Origin of the sequence: Bilophila wadsworthia ATCC 49260 (assembly GCF_000701705.1) — a bacterium.
Taxonomy (GTDB): Bacteria; Desulfobacterota; Desulfovibrionia; order Desulfovibrionales; family Desulfovibrionaceae; genus Bilophila; species Bilophila wadsworthia.
The window spans coordinates 43,778-60,615 of record NZ_JNJP01000004.1 but is presented as its reverse complement, the minus strand read 5'-3'; the positions used below and the strand labels follow the sequence as shown (position 1 = coordinate 60,615).

The following is a 16,838-nucleotide window of genomic DNA, read 5'->3' as shown; positions in this document are numbered from 1 at the left end:
CGTCTCGTCCTCATGCCGGAACGGACAATATCACGGGCGGGTCCGGGAGTCTTGTTCCGGACTCCTGTTTTTTTGTTCCAATCGCGTTTGCCTCCGGTAGGCGGCGGGCGTCAGGCCGGTCAGGCGCTGCATGGCGCGGGTGAGCGCGCTTTGATCGGCGTACCCGGCCCGCAGCGCCAGATCCGCAATCGGCAGATCCGATTCCGCCAGCCATTTCCGCACATGCCCGATACGGCGTTCCGCCAGCCATGCCTGCGGGCTGAGGCCCCATTCGGAGCGGGACAGTGCGTGCAGCCTGCTTGGGCTGATGCCGATGCGCCGGGCCATTTCGCCCACAGTCCACGGCGCGCCGGGGTGGGCATCGATCAGCCTTTCCAGTACGGCGAGCCGGGAAGGGCGGCATACCGGGCGCTCAAGGAAGGAATTGAGGAGCAGGGGCATCCAGCATTGCGTGGTGCCCGGCTGTGAAAAGCGGTCTCTGGACAGCTCCGCGAACCCGATCAGGTGTCGGGTGGCTTCGGAAACGGGAAGAAAGATTTGTTCCGCCAGTTGTTCCGCCGCAGGGACGCCGCATTCGGCAAGATCGCAGTTGACGATAAGAAAGGCGTTCGAGACGGTCGCCAGCTGCGAATGCGGGACGCCGGGCGCGACGAACGCCGCACAGGAGGGGGTAAGCCTGCCTTCCGCGCCGCCGATGGAGATTTCCAGTTCACCGGCGATGGGCAGGACAAACTGCGCGTGGGGGTGCCGCTCGTTGTTGCGTTCCCCCTCGTAGCTCAAGAAATCGATCCGGATGGACATGGCCCGCCTCGCAATGGATGCCGAAAAAGATGCGCCGTTTTCCGCAAGGGATTGTCCGTGCGGCGCATACGGCACCTTATAAGCCCAAAGCCTCCGGGCTTACAAGGCCGGGCCCCATCCGGGAGGCGGCATCCGGACGCGTAAGGGAAACCTGAATAAGGCCGGGAGGGGTATCAGCGGATATGCAGTTTCCGGACGGCCTCCCATTTCTGGTGTTCGGAAACATGGCTGAAATCCCTCGACGGGTGGTGGCAGTGCCAGATACGGACATCCGGGCGATCTGTGAAGACATACGCGCAGAGGCCGGGAGCAAGCATGGTGATGCCGCTTTCGGGGGACAGCCAGTGTTGTTTGAATAAGGTCAAGCCCCAGACGATCACGAAATCAGGCTTCAGGACGTCGAGCATGGCAAAGAACGCCCTGCGTCCGAGCGCGATTTCTTCAGGCGTGGCGCGGGACCGGTTGCGGTGCGTTTCCGTTTCCATGTGCTGGAAGAATACGCCGTAAGCCACGGTATCCCACACCGCGTTGGACCCACCGTAAGCGTTCCCGGTGAGCATGGCGGAGATGTTGCGGATGTAGCGGACCCAGTGGTTGCCGTTGCCTTCGGCGGCGTCTTGGAGCGCCCGGCGCACGACCCCGTCAGTGTACGTTCTGTCGGCTCCGTCCGGCGCCGTGCCGTGGTTGGCTTCGCCGATCATGAGGATACGCGGGCTGGCGTCGGCGTAGCCGTCCCCCATGTAGGGGAGGAAATGGATGGCTTGGGTTTCTTGCAGATGCTGCCTGAACGTGTCCGTAGCTGTGGTCATGGGACCCCTCCGGCGGTTTGCGCCGCCTTGAAATCGGCGGCCTTTTCCTACCCGTACACGCCGGGGTTCGGGGAAGACAATGATTGAAATCACGTTGTTCCGCGCCAAAAACCGGAAAAGCCCGTTTGCCGCCGCAGATACCGTATTGGAAGCTGTACGATCGCATATCATGCGTTGACTTTAACGGGAGAGTTGTTTAGGGATCGCCCCGGAAGCTGCGAAAGCGGCATTTCCACATCTCGCCAAGGAGGAAAAGCATGTCGTCCGACAGTAGCCACAGTTGCCCGTCAACTGATAGTGCCACAGCAACCGCTGCCGGCGCGCTTCTCCTGGCCTTCTGACGAGCCCGGGGCGCACCCCCGGCGGCTCAGGAGGTTTCCATGCCCTTCTTCTCTCCGTATTCGTATGCGGGCGGCGTCTCGCGTGCCCTTGTCCGTTTTTTTCGGGAATTCCAGCTCCCGGCGTCTTTACTTGCGCCTTTCGGCTGTCTCCGTATGGCCGGGGCTTTCTCTCTTCGCCCGTCCTTCTCGCGGCGCACCCTCTTCGGATTGCGCCTTTCTCCTCACGAACGCGGCCGTTAACCGCCGTTCGTCTCTTGCCGTGCCCTTTTCAGGGCTTCTCACTCAGCGTTGCATGAGGCTGCGCTCCGTCGCCGCTTCGTTTTATCAATGACAACATCGGAGGTGTCTTGTGGACATTGCCTGTTGCCGCAGGCTGTTCGCCGGGAACCCCGCCGCTCATGCGGCGTTCGTTCCCCGCGCGTGGAAAGGCTGCCTTGCAGCCGTGATTCGGAGTCACCGTCGGATCGGTTCCCGCCTGATCCGAAAAGCATTCATGAGGTTGAAACTATGATTAAAAAGCAGCTCGAAACGGAAAAGGACCTGAACGTCACGCAGGAGGTCCGCGGACTTGCCGCCCGCCCCGCGTCCGCCCGGCTTCTTGAGGCGGCCCGCCAGACGCCGCAAGAGGTCTTTGCAGCCTACGAAACGACGCCCCAAGGACAGCCCCGGCCCGACATCATGCGGGCGCTGTTCGGACGGAACGAGCTTGCCCGCAAAAAGGCGGACTCCATCCTGAAGCGTCTGTTCAAAGCCTTCATCAACCCGTTTACCGTCGTTCTCATTGTTCTGGCGGTCATTTCCTTCATCACCGACTACGTCATCGTCGAGCCGGAGGATCGCGATCTCACCGCCGTTCTCATCGTCGGCATCATGGTTTTCATCAGCGGCACGCTGCGGTTTGTGCAGGAAGTGCGCTCGGGCAACGCGGCGGAACGTTTGCAGGCGATGGTCAAGACCACCATTGCGGTCTTGCGTGACGGCGAGAGCCGGGAACGCCCCATTTCGGAGCTTGTTGTGGGCGACGTGATCCGGCTCGCCGCGGGCGACATGATCCCCGCCGATGTGCGCATCGTCGAAACCAAGGACCTTTTCGTCAGCCAGTCATCGCTGACCGGCGAGAGCGAACCGATGGAAAAGTGGACCGCCGCGCAGCCGCAGACGGGCGGCAATCCGCTGGAGTGCAACAATCTCGCGTTCATGGGCAGTACTGTGGTCAGCGGTTCGGCTCTGGCCCTCGTGATCGCCGTGGGCAAGGATACGCTGTTCGGGGCTTTGGCCCGGCGCGTCGCGGAAACGCGCGTCCGCACGAATTTCGAGAAGGGCGTGAACGCCGTATCGTGGGTGCTCATCCGGTTCATGGTGGGCATGGTTCCGGTGGTGCTCTTTCTCAACGGCTTTACGAAAGGCGACTGGGTGCAGGCAGCGTTGTTCGCGCTGTCCGTGGCTGTGGGCCTGACCCCGGAAATGCTGCCCATGATCGTGTCCGCCAACCTCGCCAAGGGCGCGGTCGCCATGTCCCGGAAAAAGGTCATCGTAAAGCATCTCAATGCGATCCAGAATCTCGGGGCCATGAACATCCTGTGCACGGACAAGACCGGGACCCTGACGCAGGATCGCATCGTGCTGGAATATCCGCTCGACGTGCACGGCAATGTGGATGAGCGTGTCCTGCGCCACGCCTTCCTGAACAGCTACCATCAGACCGGCCTGCGCAACCTGATGGACGAAGCCATCGTGGATCACGCCTACGAGACGAACATGCTCCCGCTGTGGCAGGATTACCGGAAGGTGGACGAAATCCCGTTCGATTTCACCCGGCGGCGCATGAGCGTGGTTGTGGCGGACAAGGCAGGCAAGACGCAGATCATCACCAAGGGCGCGGTGGAGGAAATGCTCTCCATTTGCAGCTACGCGGAATACAAGGGGAGTGTGGAGCCGCTCACCAGCGCGTTGAGCGAGGAGATCCTCGCCACGGTGCGGCGGTACAACGAGGCCGGGCTGCGCGTCATCGCCGTGGCCCACAAGACGAATCCGATGGTCGCCGGAGCGTTTTCCGTGGCGGACGAGTCGGACATGGTGCTCATCGGGTATCTCGCCTTCCTCGATCCCCCGAAGGATTCCGCGGCGGCTGCCGTTGCCGCGCTGAAGGAGTACGGCGTCGCGGTCAAGGTGCTGACCGGGGACAACGACGCGGTGACGCGCAGCGTGTGCGGGCAGGTGGGGTTGCGGTCCCATTCCCTGCTGCTCGGTTCGGATGTGGAGGCGATGGACGACGCGGCGTTGCGCGCTGCGGCGGAGCGTACGGACATTTTCGCCAAGCTGACTCCGCAGCAGAAAGCGCGCATTGTGACGTGCCTGCGCGAGAACGGGCATACCGTGGGTTTCATGGGCGACGGCATCAACGACGCGGCGGCGATGAAGGCTTCGGACGTGGGGATTTCGGTGGATTCCGCCGTGGACATCGCCCGCGAATCCGCCGACATCATCCTGCTGGAAAAGGATTTGATGGTGCTGGAGCAGGGCGCGATCGAGGGCCGCAGGATCTACGCCAACATCATCAAGTACATCAAGATGACGGCAAGCTCCAACTTCGGCAACATGTTCTCGGTATTGGCGGCGAGCGTGTTTCTGCCGTTCCTGCCGCTGGCCCCGCTGCAGATCCTCGTGCTGAACCTCATCTACGACATTTCATGCACGGCCATGCCGTGGGACAACGTCGATGCGGATTTCCTGAAGCAGCCGAAGACATGGGACGCTTCATCGATCAGCCGGTTTATGATCTGGTTCGGGCCCGCCAGTTCGGTATTCGACATCACGACGTTCGTTCTGCTGTATACCTACATCTGCCCGCTGGTGTTCGGGGGGGCGTATGAGACGCTGGACGCGGGAATGCAGGTCGCGTTCGTGGGCCTCTTTCAGGCCGGGTGGTTCGTGGAATCGCTGTGGACGCAGACGCTGGTGCTCCATATGCTGCGTACGCCCAAGGTTCCGTTCCTGCGCAGCCGGGCCTCGTGGCAGGTGACGGGGCTGACTTCGCTCGGGATTCTGGCGGGAACGTGCATCCCGTTTACGACAGTCGGCGGGGCTCTCGACATGATGCCGCTTCCGGGCGCGTTCTTCCCGTGGCTGTTCGCCACGCTTGCGGCCTACATGCTGCTGACGACAACCCTTAAGGGCATCTTCATCAAAAAGTACGGTGAACTGCTGTAAGCAAAAACGGCTGACGGTGCGGAGGAATCCCCGCCTCAGCCGGAACGAACTCCCTCCGCGCCGCCTCCCCATCAGCCAAAAGTCTTGGGAAGGAGAGAGGAGGGGACCGGGGGAGGGGAGGACGGCCCCTTCCCCGGTATACTCATTCCCCCAGCTTTTCAGACAATAGGCGCCCCGTTTTCGAGACAGGGGCAAAGCGTGAAATGCGTGTGGAAGGTCTTCTTGATCAGCTTGTGGCTGCGCCCGATCTCTTCGATTTCGATGGGGCAGACCTCGGAAGCACGAAGGCACAGCTCCAGTTCCCCGTCCGGCGTGCGCCCGAAACGGGCCGAACGGATGATCTGGCGGTGGCTTTTGTCCATGCGCTCCGCAAGGGTCAGGAACAGGGACAGCAGGCGTACCTCTTCCCGGATGCCCTCATCAAGCTGGAGGAACAGCGGGATTTTCTTGGAGGGCCGCTTACGGTGGAAGAACGCCAGCGCCGCTATGAGCTCGATTTCGCGTTCCGTGAAACCGAGCAGTTCCGTATTGCGGATCAGATAGTGGCTGTGCGCGTTGTGGTTCGCAAAGGAAATGAAGATCCCGATGTCGTGCAGCAGGGCGGCATAGTACAGCAGCTCGCGCGATACGGGCGGGGCGTCGTGCAGCCCGATGGCCCGCGCGCTGTCGAACAGTTCAAGGGCCAGCTTCGCGATGTGCCGGGAATGTTTTTCCTCGAAGCGGCAGAACCGTGCCAGCTGGAGGACGCTTTCCTCGCGGGCGGAGAGGCGGGAACCGGCCTTCTGCGGATGCGTCCGCATGAGGTAGTCGACGAGGATGCCGTTTTGCAGGTTGCGGTTGCTGATGGTCACGCTCTCGAATCCCTGCTCCTCCATGATGGTCTGGAGGATGGCCGCGCCCGCGATGATCACGTCGGCCCGGTTGGGATTGATGCCCGGAACGGATTTACGCTCCTCAAGGGTGCGGGAACACAGTTCCTTGACCGCGCGGCGCAGTCCGTCATAGCTGAGGACATGCTTGGAAGCCGTGGAAGGTTTGCCCGTGCGCGCGGCGTCCTGCTGCTCCAGTGCGGCGGCGATTTCCGCGAGGTTCTGGGCCGTGCCTGAGCTGGCGACGGCTTCGGGGATCTCGAAACCCGCGATGCGCTGGAAGGAGTGCAGGGCCTCGTTGCGGACGTAACGTTGCAGCGCCGCGTAGGTATAGGCGGAAACCGGCCCTTTGTTGTCCTCAAAGAACAGGTTGGTCAGGCGCACGCAGCCGAGCTTGAGCGAATCGAGGTTCACGTAGGACTGGGAATCGCCCACGATGAGCTCGGTGCTGCCGCCGCCGATGTCGATGAACAGCCGAAGGCTTTTGCTGTGCTCCAGCCCGCTGGAAACCCCAAGATAGATGAGGCGCGCCTCTTCGCGGCCCGATACGACCGTGAAGTCGATCCCGGTCTTTTCCTGCACGCGGCGGATGAATTCGGGGCCGTTGACGGCGTCGCGTACGGCCGCCGTGGCGATGGCGATGATTTCCGTCGTCTCATAGACCGCGCACATTTCCGCCAGCCCGCGCAGCACCGCGATGGTGCGGGCCATCGTCTCTTCCTGAAGGCGATTGTGGGTGAATCCGCCTTCGCCGAGCCGGACCATGTGCTTGACCTGATTCAGGATCGTCGTGGATCCGTCCGCATGGACGCGGACGAGCAGCAGGCGGACCGAGTTGCTGCCGAGATCGATGATGCCGATGGCTTTTTCCGTCCGCTCTAGTTCCCCTGACATACGCATTCCAGCTCCCGTCCGAAGACGTGCATGAACAGATCGCCCTTTTTGATGACGCGTTCCATTTCCGCGGAGCAGTCTCCGGAGCACTGGACGGCGATGATGACCTTACGCTTCTTGACGGCGACGGCAAGGTTCCCGACGACGCCCGTGTGGGTGTAATCGAGCGCGTCCGCGATGCGGAGCAGGGACGCCGCCTTGCGCAGCGCCTTCCGGTCGCTTTTTTTCAGGGCGTCGAAGCGGGCGTGCCGGCGCGAGGGCCATGCCTTGCGGTGGTAACGGGCGAGCAGGGCGACCCACGGGCGATCGTCCTCGTGGATGTTCAGGCTGAGATCTTCCTCAATGAGGCGCATACTGATTTTATGATGCCCCTTGCGGCCTTCGGCGAACCCGATGTCGTGCAGCTGCGCCGCGAGGTGGAGCCTGTGCCCCCAGACGTCGTCGAGCCCGTGGAGCTCGGCGAGATCTTGAAACAGGGTCGCCGCGATGGCGGCCACACGCTGCCCGTGCGTCAGCGAATCGGCCATAACCGGCGATTCGGGCATGACCGCCGTGGTGAGCGTCTCTTCGGCGAGTTCAGCCGTTTCGGCGGCGGGGGCGGAGCAGGTTTCCGGGCACGGTTCGGAGCAGGGGGCGGACAATGCCGGAGCGGGGTCATAGGCTTCCGGGGCGGCGGTTACGAGTTCCGCCACGGCTGCGGGTTCCGGGGCGGCGGTTACGAGTTCCGCCACGGCTGCGGGTTCCGGGGCGGATTCCTGTACCGGTTCGGGCTGGGCCCTTTGGGGCTTCTTGCGGGCGGGCCTCGGCTTGGGCTGCGATTCTCCGGCGGGGACGTTTTTCGCGGTTCTGGCGGGGCGTTTCGCCGGGGTCGCTTGGGGTTCGGCCTGCGGTTCCTGCAACTGGTCTTCCGTATGTATGGTCATGGTTTTTCCTTTTGAGCGTTTGAGGTCAGACACACTCCCGGCTGCGGCGCATCATGATTTCCTGTGCGTTGACGGGTTCTTCTCCCTTGCCGGGCTTGATGCGGCAATAGGTGCCGTCTTCCTGAAGTCGCCACGTCTGCTGATTGTCGCGGAGGTGTGTTTCCAAAATATCGTTGCGCAGGCACGCCCGCAATCCGGGATCGAGGATAGGGACAAGCACTTCAATGCGCCGATCAAGGTTACGGGGCATGATGTCGGCGCTGCCGATATAGAGGCGGCCTTCCCCATTGGCGTTGAACCAGTAGACGCGGGTGTGCTCCAGGAAACGCCCGACGATGGACGTCACCTCGATGTTGTCGCTGATGCCCTTCACGCCGGGGCGCAGGCAGCAGATGCCGCGCACCTGAAGCCGGACGCGCACGCCCTCCATGGAAGCCCTGTACAGGGCCCGGATAACGTGTTTATCCACCAGCTGGTTGCATTTGAAAATGATTTCGCCGTTTCCATTTTGCTGGTGCAGGGCCGTTTCGCGCTGGATCATATCCAGCAGGGAGCGGCGCATGGACAGCGGGGAGACGAGCAGTTCCCTGTATTGCTCGCGGTGGGCGTATCCGGTCATGACATTGAAGAGATCGGTGACGTCCGCGCAGATGTTCGGGTTGGCGGTGATCAGCCCCATGTCGGTGTACATCTTGGCGGTGGAGGGGTTGTAGTTTCCGGTGCCGATGTGCACGTAGCGGGAAACCCCCTCCGGTTCGCGCCGGACCACGAGGCAGAGCTTGGCGTGTATCTTCATGCCGACGAGCCCGTAGACTACGTTGACGCCCGCCTTCTCCATCTCTTCGGCCCACGTGATGTTGCGTTCCTCATCGAAACGGGCTTTCAGCTCGACCACGGCGGTGACCTGCTTGCCGGAGCGCCGGGCTTCGATAAGGGCTTTCACGATGGGCGAAGCGTTGCCCACGCGGTAGAGCGTCTGTTTGATGGCGATGACGCCGGGGTCCTCGCTGGAGCGGCGGATGAAATCCAGAACCGGGGTGAAACTGTCGTAGGGATGGAAGAGGAAAACATCCCTGCTCTGGATGTGCGCGTAGATGTCGCCTTCCTGAAACACGCTCGGCGTACGCCCGTAAAAGGGGGATTCTTTCAAGCCCGGCCTGTCCACGCCGTAAAGGGCCATGAGTTCGGAAAAGGCCAGCGGCCCCTTGACCCGATAAATCTGGAACGGCTGCATCCCCAGCCGCTCGGTCAGGAACGCGCTGAGTTCCTTGGCCGTGCCGTGGGCTATCTCAAGGCGCACCACGTCGCCGAAGCGGCGCTGTTCCACCAGATCCTTGACGGCTTCCAGCAGATCGTCGGCTTCGTCCTCCTCGATCTCCACGTCGGTATTGCGCGTGATGCGGAACAGCCCGGCGTTGACGACAGTGTTGCCGGGGAACAGCGCGCCGAGGTATTCGGCGATCAGATCTTCCAGCAGGATGATGTCGCTGTCACGGACGTTGGCGTTGAAGCCGAGCGAGGCATAGGTTTTGGCCTCCTTGTTCCGGGGGATGAAGACGAAGCGGGAGATGTTGTTGGGGCACTTCAGGCGGGCGAACCGGGTGACGCCGTCACGGCTGCGCAGCTGGATGATGAAGTTGAGGCTGGTATTGGAAATCGTGGGGAAGGGGTGGCCCGGATCGATGGCCTGCGGGGTCAGGATGGGGTAGATTTCGTTCCTGAAGTAGCCGTCGAGGAACTTGCGCTGCTTTTCCGAGAGGTCCGCATAGCGCATCAGGCGTACGCCCTTGTCGTGCAGCTGCGGGGCCAGCCGCTTGCGCCAATGCTCCTGGGCGCGGGAAACCAGAATAAGCACCTTGCGCCGGATTTCGGCGAGCTGTTTGGCGGGCGTCATGCGGTCCGGCGACGAGGACACGGCCCCGCTGCGGTACTGGCGATAGATGTTCGCCACCCGGACCATAAAGAATTCATCGAGGTTGTTGTAGAAGATGGAGAGGAATTTAAGCTGCTCAAGGAGCGGGAGACCGGCATCCGTGGCTTCGTCGAGCACTTTCGCATCGAAGTCCAGCCAATTGATTTCCCGGTTCAGGTACAGGTTGGGGCAGGCCAGTTCACTGATTTCCTCTGTGGCGCACAGTTGCTCCGGGTACCCTTCGGAATCTTTGGAAACCACGATCGCTCCTCCTTCGCATGACGGCATGGATGCAGGTCTTGTAGCAGGCGGGCCCTGGAAGTATGTTACAGTAGTATGACGATTGTGTGAAAAAAGTCCAGAGTATAAGAAGGTTGAAAAATATCAGTCGATTCCGACACGGCTGACGGAATTTTTTCTCCACTTCGGCAAGAGGTTGCTGAAGAGAGGGGGGGAAAGGGGGCCAAACGGCGGCGGGACCTCTTTCGGCAATCCGGAAGCCCTTGCCGAAAGAGGGGATTCGTGGGATGGTCAAAGAATATGTTTGTCTGCCTGAAGAACTTTTCCCCGCATGAGTGCGTTTGAGGAATGACGATGCAGCGACTGATACGGCACGGAGAGCGAAGGACGTTCGACACCGGCGTCTTGCGGGAAGGCGGGAACTGCCGGAGCGTCTTGTATGCCCTCGGCGTCTTGCTGGTCTGTCTGCTGGGGAGTTATCTTTTCCTCTTCCGTCTGGAACACGTCCGTGTGCTTCAGGAACGGGAAAAAGCCCGGTACGTCGTCGACAGCTACGCCACGAAGATCCAATACGTCGTCGCCAACGCCTTTTCGAGCGCCTATCTGGTGGAAGCCCTGCTGCGGCAGGGGGAGGGCCGGATCTCGGAGTTCTACTCCTACGCCGAAGAGTTGGTGAAGATGCACCCGAGCACCATCAACATCAATCTGGCCCCCCGCGGCGTCGTTACCAAAGTATACCCGTTTGAGCGCAACAAGAAGGCCATCGGGCACGATTTGTTCGCCAACCCCGAGCGTTCCCGCGAGGCGCTGCTGGCGCGGGATTCGGGCAAGGCCACCATTGCCGGCCCGTTCGATCTGATTCAGGGCGGCTACGCGATGGCGGTCAGGCTTCCCGTGTTCATGGGCGAGCCGGAAGGGGATATCACGGCCCAGGAGAAGTTCTGGGGGCTCATCTGCGTGACCTTCGCTTTTCCGGACGTGCTGGATCCGGTGAAACTCGAATACCTCGACAAGCAGAACTACGTGTACCAGCTTTCCCGCATCCACCCCGATACGGGGGACCGGATCGTGCTGTTGCGTTCCGCCGAAACGCTGGTCGAGCCCGTGGAAAGGAAGGTGCACCTGCCCAATGCGGACTGGATCCTGAGCGTGACGCCCAAGGGCGGGTGGAACTGGAGCATCCGGTACGCTTCTTTCGGCATCGCCACCTTTATCAGCATCCTGTTCTCATGCGTGGTGGGTTTGGCCGTGGATCTTGCCCATCAAAAGAAGCGGCTGGAGTTGATGTCGGAGCACGATCCCCTGACGGGGCTTCCCAACCGCCGTGTCTTGTTCCGTGAACTGGAGAAGGCGATGGAGGCGAAGCGGCCCTTTGCGCTCTGTTACATGGATCTGGACGATTTCAAGCAGGTCAACGACACGTACGGCCATGATTGCGGCGACCAGCTGCTGAACGGGTTCGCGGAACGGCTCCAGAGCGCCCTGTCGACGGCGGGCACGCTGATCCGGCTGGGCGGCGACGAGTTCATCGCTATCCTGTACGGCGTCAGCGAGCGGTGCATTGCCGGAGAGCGGTTCCGCCGTATGCTGGAAGCCATCGGAAGCGAACCCTACCATCTTGAAGGCATAGACCTGAACCCCGCCGTGAGTATGGGGCTGGCGCTGTACCCCTCCGAGGCCGATTCCTTGGAAGCGCTGATGCGGCTGGCCGATGCCGACATGTACGAACACAAGAAGCGCCGCCGTTGCCGGAACGGGACTGAAACGTCGCCTTCGGCTGATGGGGCGTCTTGTGGTGCGGGCGTGTAAGTCTACTGTACTGTAGCTGGGAAGAATAATAAGATTTCTGGTGTGCCCTTGATTTTCGGCCTAATAATGATTATTACAGAAGTAGGAAGCTATAGCTTAATCATGGTAGTATCCTACGTTCGTCAGTAGTCTTCCTTCCCAAACGGGCTCCTCCGTTTCAGGAAGGTAAGCATACTGAAAGTTGAAGCGATTGGCCGCAGAAGCACTCCGGCTGGCCAGCCCGTTCCGGGCGGCTCCTCCCGCCGCTTCAATTTCTCCCTCCGCCTGTGCCACCGTGCACAGGGCGCTTGCTTATCGTCAACCATCTCTAAAGAGACCTCGTTAACCCTGTCCGCAGGGTGCTCTTGCCTTGTCGCTTTTTACGGGTGTGTTTCCCCTTTTGCCGTGAAGGAGTGGACATGAAGTTTCGTTTCGATAAGCCCACGTGCCAGAATATCAGAAAATCCCTGAGGAAAGAATGGATCGAGACCAACGGCCTCGGTGATTACGCTTCCAGCTCGCTCATCTGCTGCAATACGCGGAAGTATCACGGCCTGCTCGTGGCCGATCTGGAAAGCCCGGCGGGGCGGCATGTATTGCTGTCGTCTCTTGAGGAATCGTTGCTCGTGGGCGGGCGGGAACTGTGTTTTTCCTGCCGTAAGCATCCCGGCGTCTTTTATCCGCGCGGGAATGAGCATCTTGAGGAAATGGACGCCGGAGAATGGCCTGTGTTCCGTTACCGTTTCGGAGAGGTGACGCTCACGCGGGAATTGATGCTGATTCCCGGACACCGTTTGCTGCTCGTCAGGTATGAGGTGCGCGGCACCGCTCCCGACACGCCTCCGGTGGTTTTGCGCGTGAAGCCCTTGCTCGCCTTTCGCAATGCCCATGACCTCACCCGCGCGAATCCCGCGCTGCGTCCCGAAACGCTTTCGGCCCCCTCCGGGATCTGCCTGAGGCCGTATGAGGCATTGCCGCCCCTGTTCATGCAGGTGGAGGGCGGCTTCATCTTCAACGCCGCTCCCGACTGGTGCTTCAATGTGGAGTATTTGGTGGAGCGGGAGCGCGGCTTTGCCTATCAGGAAGATCTGTTTCAGCCGGGCCAGTTCGAGATCAGGCTTGTTCCCGGCAAACCAGTGTTCCTCACCGCTTCGACGGAGGCGCTCCAGGCGGAGCACGGGCACAACGTCATCGGCGAGGTCTGGCGGCGGGAAGTCGAACGCCGCATGGGGTTGGCGGCCTCCTCGGAGAGTCTGGAAGGCCATCTTGCCCGGGAAGGGGAGCGCTTTCTTGTCCGGAGGCCCGATGGAGGCCTTGCCGTGACGGCGGGCTACCACTGGTTCGGATCGTGGGGGCGGGATACGCTTATCGCGCTGCCCGGCCTGACCTTCTATGCCGGAAGGCCCGAAGAGGGCACGAACGTGCTGCTCGGCCTCGGTTCCGCCGTCAGGGACGGGCTCATCCCCAACGTCTTCTCCGCCGACGGCAACCACGCCTACAACTCGGCGGACGCCTCCCTCTGGTATGTCTGGGCCGTGCAGCAGATGCTCAAGGCGCTGCCGGATCGGAAGGGTTTGGTCCGTGAACGGTGCTGGCCGGTCATCAAGAACATCATTGAACACTATGGCGGCGGCAAGGTTCCTTTTGTGGCGCCGGACGCCGAGGGGTTCCTTTCCGTAGGGAACCCCGGAACCCAGCTCACATGGATGGATGCCGTCGCCAACGGTCGCCCGGTGACCCCGCGCCACGGTCAGCCCGTGGAAATCAGCGCCTTGTGGTACAACGCGCTGGCCTTCGCGGACAGCCTCGCCAAAGCGTTCGGCGAACCGGAGTGGCGGCGGACGAAGCAGCTGGACGCCATGCGGTCCGTCTTTTTCAAGCGGTATTGGGTCACGGACGAGCGGGGCGACTACCTCGCGGACGTGTGGCGCGACGGCGGCGTGGAAACGTGCGTGCGCCCCAACCAGCTTTTCGCCCTTTCGCTTCCCTATCCGGTTCTGGACGAGGAGAGGTATGCCAGCGTGCTTTCCCGCGTGCGGCGGTGCCTGCTTACGCCGTACGGCTTGCGGACGCTGGCACCGAGCGCGCCCGGTTATCGTCCTCTGTATGAAGGCGGCCCCGCCGAACGCGATGAGGCCTACCATCAGGGCACGGTCTGGCCGTGGCTGCTGGGGGCGTACGGGGAAGCCGTATTGCGGGCGGCATGGGACGTGCCCGGCTCGGTGCGGGAGCTGCTGCGGACCATACGGCCCTTGTTCGCCCAGCACCTCGGCGACGCGGGGATCGGGTCCGTTTCGGAAATTTTTGACGGCGATCCCCCCCATCTTCCCAACGGCTGCATCGCTCAGGCTTGGAGCGTCGCCGAATGCCTGCGTTTGCTGCACTTGCTCAAGGAGGCCGCTCCCGGCGTCTATGCCGAGTGGGAGGCCAACGCCCGGAAAGGAGGGAACTGATGCGCGTTCTGATGTTCGGCTGGGAATTTCCGCCCTACAAGAGCGGCGGCCTTGGGACGGCGTGCTACGGTATGGGCCGGGCGCTGGCGAAGAAAGGCACGGAAATCCTGTTCGTCTTGCCGCAGACCCCCTTGGACGCCCCGGTGCGGGTGGGGGAACGCCTGTCGCTGTGTTCGGCATCCGGCACGAGGGTGGAGCGTACGGCCCGGAACCTCAGGATCAATGAGGAAGTGCGGGAATTGTGGCGCGAAAAGCTGCACATCGAGCACGTGGACTCGTTGCTGCTCCCTTACGACACGCCGGAAAGCTATGACGAGCGGCGGCGTGAGCTGGAACGCCTCCAGTCGGTGAAACGGAACGCGGACGTTTTTTCTTCGACGCAGGAAACGATCCTGCGTCTGCACGGCGGCTACGGCCCGGATCTCATGAGCGAGGTCTATCGCTACGCTTGCGCGGCGGTGGCCATTGCCCGGAAGGCGCGTTTCGACGTCATCCACGTCCACGACTGGATGACCTATCCGGCGGGCATCCTTGTCCGCAAGCTGACGGGAAAGCCGCTGGTGGCGCATATCCACGCGCTGGAGCACGACCGGAGCGGCGACAATATGAACCGGGACGTGGCGGGCATCGAGCGCGCGGGTCTTGAGGCGGCGGATCGCGTGGTGGCGGTGAGCCATTACACCAAGCGTCTGGTCATGCGGCAGTACGGAATTTCGGGGGACAAGATCGAGGTCGTGCACAACGCCGTTTCCCGCAGCGAGGCGGATCGCGTCTATGCGGTCCCGGAACGCTGCGCGCACGAGAAGCGGGTCCTGTTCATGGGGCGCGTCACGTTCCAGAAAGGGCCGGACTACTTTGTGGAGGCCGCCAAGCTGGTGCTCGACCGCATCCCGGATGTACGGTTCGTCATGGCGGGCAGCGGGGACATGCTGCCGAACATGGTCCGCCGGGTGGCGCAGCTGCGCATCGGCAGCCATTTCCATTTTACCGGCTTCCTCAAGGATGAGGAGGTGAATCATATGTACGCGGTGAGCGACCTCTACGTCATGCCGAGCGTCTCGGAACCCTTCGGCATCGCGCCCCTTGAGGCCATGGCCTATGACGTGCCGGTGCTCATTTCCCGCCAGTCCGGCGTCGCCGAAGTGGTGCGGAACGCGATCAAGGTCGATTTTTGGGACATCCGGGAAATGGCGAACAAGATCTGCGCGATCTTGTCGTACCCGTTTCTCGCCGCCGAGGAAGTCAGGAATTGCCGCGAGGAGCTCAAGGCCATCCGTTGGGAAAACGTGGCCGATCGTCTGAACGCCATTTACGCGCAACTTGTTTCCGGGGGAAAATGATATGTCGGCACTTTGTTTCTATTTTCAGGTCCACCAGCCGTACAGGCTGCGGCACTACACCTTTTTCGACATCGGCGTGGACTCCTTTTACGAGGACGAGGACGCGAACTGCGGCATCATGCTGAAGGTGGCCCGTAAATGCTACCTGCCCATGAACGCGCTTCTGCTCAAGCTGATCCGCAAATACGACGGCAGGTTCAAGGTCAGTTTCTCCATTTCCGGAACGGCGCTCGATCAGTTCGAGGCCTACGCGCCGGAAGTCATCCAGAGCTTCCGGGAACTGGTGGCCACCGGATGCGTGGAACTGCTTTCCGAGACGTACAACCATTCGCTGGCGTTTCTGTATTCCCCGGAGGAGTTCCGGGAACAGGTCGCCCTGCACGACGAGCGGATCGAAGCGCTCTTCGGCGTAACGCCCCGTGTCTTCCGCAATACGGAGCTTATCTACAACAACGATCTGGCGCGGGCCGTGGAAGCGATGGGCTACAAGGCCGTGCTTGCCGAGGGTGCGGATCACGTGCTCGGCTGGCGCAGCCCGAACTTTGTCTACCGCCCGGCGGGGTGCGATCGCCTCAAGCTTCTGCTCAAGAATTACCGCCTCTCGGACGACATCGCCTTCCGGTTCTCGAACCACCAATGGCCCGAATTTCCGCTCACGGCGGACAAGTTTTCCGAGTGGGCGCACGCCGCCAACGCCTCCGGGGATCTCATCAATCTGTTCATGGATTACGAGACGTTCGGGGAGCATCAATGGGAATCCACCGGTATTTTCGCCTTTATGGAAGCCTTGCCCGAGGTCATGCTGCGGACGCCCGGTTTCGCGTTCATCACGCCTTCGGAAGCGGCGGCCCGGTTCGAGCCGGTGGCGAGCCTCGACGTGCCGCATTTCATGTCGTGGGCGGACGCCGAGCGCGATCTCACCGCATGGCTCGGCAACGACATGCAGAACGACGCCATCGAATCCGTCTATCGCTTGGAGAAGGCGGTCAAGGCCACGGGCGATCCCGGCGTGCTCCGCACATGGCGGCGTCTGCAGACCTCCGACCATTTTTACTACATGTCCACGAAGTGGTTCTCGGATGGCGACGTGCACAGCTATTTCAACCCCTACGGCACGCCGTACGACGCCTACATCAATTATATGAATGTGCTCGCCGATTTCAGGCTTACGCTTGACGCGGCGTCCCCCCTTGACCCCGGAACGAAAAGCGCCGTCCTGGAAAGCGCCTGAGGGCGCTTGGGCTTGCCGGGGAACCCC

Annotated in this window: 10 protein-coding genes; 5 read left to right on the top strand and 5 right to left on the bottom strand. The window is 61.8% G+C overall.

What is annotated here, in order from left to right; translation table 11 throughout:
* Positions 1-30: 30 nt before the first annotated feature.
* Positions 31-801, bottom strand: coding sequence for a helix-turn-helix transcriptional regulator (locus T370_RS0103095; RefSeq protein ID WP_005029730.1), 771 nt, complete (start codon positions 799-801; stop codon positions 31-33).
* 173 nt (positions 802-974) lie between these two features.
* Positions 975-1,610, bottom strand: coding sequence for a uracil-DNA glycosylase family protein (locus T370_RS0103090; protein WP_029434713.1), 636 nt, complete (start codon positions 1,608-1,610; stop codon positions 975-977).
* Positions 1,611-2,458: 848 nt separating this feature from the next.
* On the opposite strand from T370_RS0103090, the gene mgtA reads away from it, so the two are divergent.
* A complete protein-coding gene (mgtA, locus tag T370_RS0103075) occupies positions 2,459-5,161 on the top strand; it encodes a magnesium-translocating P-type ATPase (protein ID WP_029434711.1) in 2,703 nt (900 codons plus the stop codon).
* A 158-nt stretch (positions 5,162-5,319) separates the two neighbouring features.
* Here the strand turns inward: mgtA and T370_RS0103070 are convergent, their stop codons facing one another.
* Genes T370_RS0103070 through ppk1 form a run of 3 tightly spaced genes read right to left on the bottom strand, consistent with a single transcriptional unit; the run spans position 5,320 to position 10,020 of the window.
* Complete coding sequence (locus T370_RS0103070) at positions 5,320-6,924, bottom strand: Ppx/GppA phosphatase family protein (RefSeq protein ID WP_231377916.1); 1,605 nt, start codon at positions 6,922-6,924, stop codon at positions 5,320-5,322.
* Positions 6,909-7,847 carry an HD domain-containing protein gene (locus T370_RS0103065; RefSeq protein WP_029434710.1) on the bottom strand — a complete coding sequence of 313 codons (939 nt, stop codon included), beginning with the start codon at positions 7,845-7,847 and terminating at the stop codon, positions 6,909-6,911. The genes T370_RS0103070 and T370_RS0103065 overlap by 16 nt, the downstream gene beginning before the upstream one ends.
* A 25-nt stretch (positions 7,848-7,872) precedes the next feature.
* Entirely contained in the window at positions 7,873-10,020 is a 2,148-nt protein-coding gene (ppk1, locus tag T370_RS0103060) for a polyphosphate kinase 1 (protein WP_005029741.1), read from the bottom strand.
* 333 nt (positions 10,021-10,353) lie between these two features.
* On the opposite strand from ppk1, the gene T370_RS0103055 reads away from it, so the two are divergent.
* From T370_RS0103055 to T370_RS0103040, 4 genes are all read left to right on the top strand, one after another.
* Positions 10,354-11,808: a sensor domain-containing diguanylate cyclase gene (locus T370_RS0103055; protein ID WP_029434708.1), complete on the top strand. Its 1,455-nt coding sequence runs from the start codon at positions 10,354-10,356 to the stop codon at positions 11,806-11,808.
* 398 nt (positions 11,809-12,206) lie between these two features.
* Positions 12,207-14,240, top strand: coding sequence for an amylo-alpha-1,6-glucosidase (locus tag T370_RS0103050; protein WP_029434707.1), 2,034 nt, complete (start codon positions 12,207-12,209; stop codon positions 14,238-14,240).
* A complete protein-coding gene (locus tag T370_RS0103045; RefSeq protein WP_029434706.1) occupies positions 14,240-15,580 on the top strand; it encodes a glycosyltransferase in 1,341 nt (446 codons plus the stop codon). The genes T370_RS0103050 and T370_RS0103045 overlap by 1 nt, the downstream gene beginning before the upstream one ends.
* A gap of 1 nt (position 15,581) precedes the next feature.
* Positions 15,582-16,811 (top strand): glycoside hydrolase family 57 protein, encoded by a 1,230-nt coding sequence (locus tag T370_RS0103040; RefSeq protein WP_005029749.1) that lies wholly within the window; start codon positions 15,582-15,584, stop codon positions 16,809-16,811.
* The last annotated feature ends 27 nt before the right edge of the window (positions 16,812-16,838 follow it).

What these genes read in the sequence shown, in the direction of transcription:
- T370_RS0103095 (WP_005029730.1), bottom strand. Translation starts at nt 801, where the DNA reads ATGTCCATCCGGATCGATTTCTTGAGCTACGAGGGGGAACGCAACAAC.
- T370_RS0103090 (WP_029434713.1), bottom strand. Translation starts at nt 1,610, where the DNA reads ATGACCACAGCTACGGACACGTTCAGGCAGCATCTGCAAGAAACCCAA.
- mgtA (WP_029434711.1), top strand. Translation starts at nt 2,459, where the DNA reads ATGATTAAAAAGCAGCTCGAAACGGAAAAGGACCTGAACGTCACGCAG.
- T370_RS0103070 (WP_231377916.1), bottom strand. Translation starts at nt 6,924, where the DNA reads ATGTCAGGGGAACTAGAGCGGACGGAAAAAGCCATCGGCATCATCGAT.
- T370_RS0103065 (WP_029434710.1), bottom strand. Translation starts at nt 7,847, where the DNA reads ATGACCATACATACGGAAGACCAGTTGCAGGAACCGCAGGCCGAACCC.
- T370_RS0103055 (WP_029434708.1), top strand. Translation starts at nt 10,354, where the DNA reads ATGCAGCGACTGATACGGCACGGAGAGCGAAGGACGTTCGACACCGGC.
- T370_RS0103050 (WP_029434707.1), top strand. Translation starts at nt 12,207, where the DNA reads ATGAAGTTTCGTTTCGATAAGCCCACGTGCCAGAATATCAGAAAATCC.
- T370_RS0103045 (WP_029434706.1), top strand. Translation starts at nt 14,240, where the DNA reads ATGCGCGTTCTGATGTTCGGCTGGGAATTTCCGCCCTACAAGAGCGGC.
- T370_RS0103040 (WP_005029749.1), top strand. Translation starts at nt 15,582, where the DNA reads ATGTCGGCACTTTGTTTCTATTTTCAGGTCCACCAGCCGTACAGGCTG.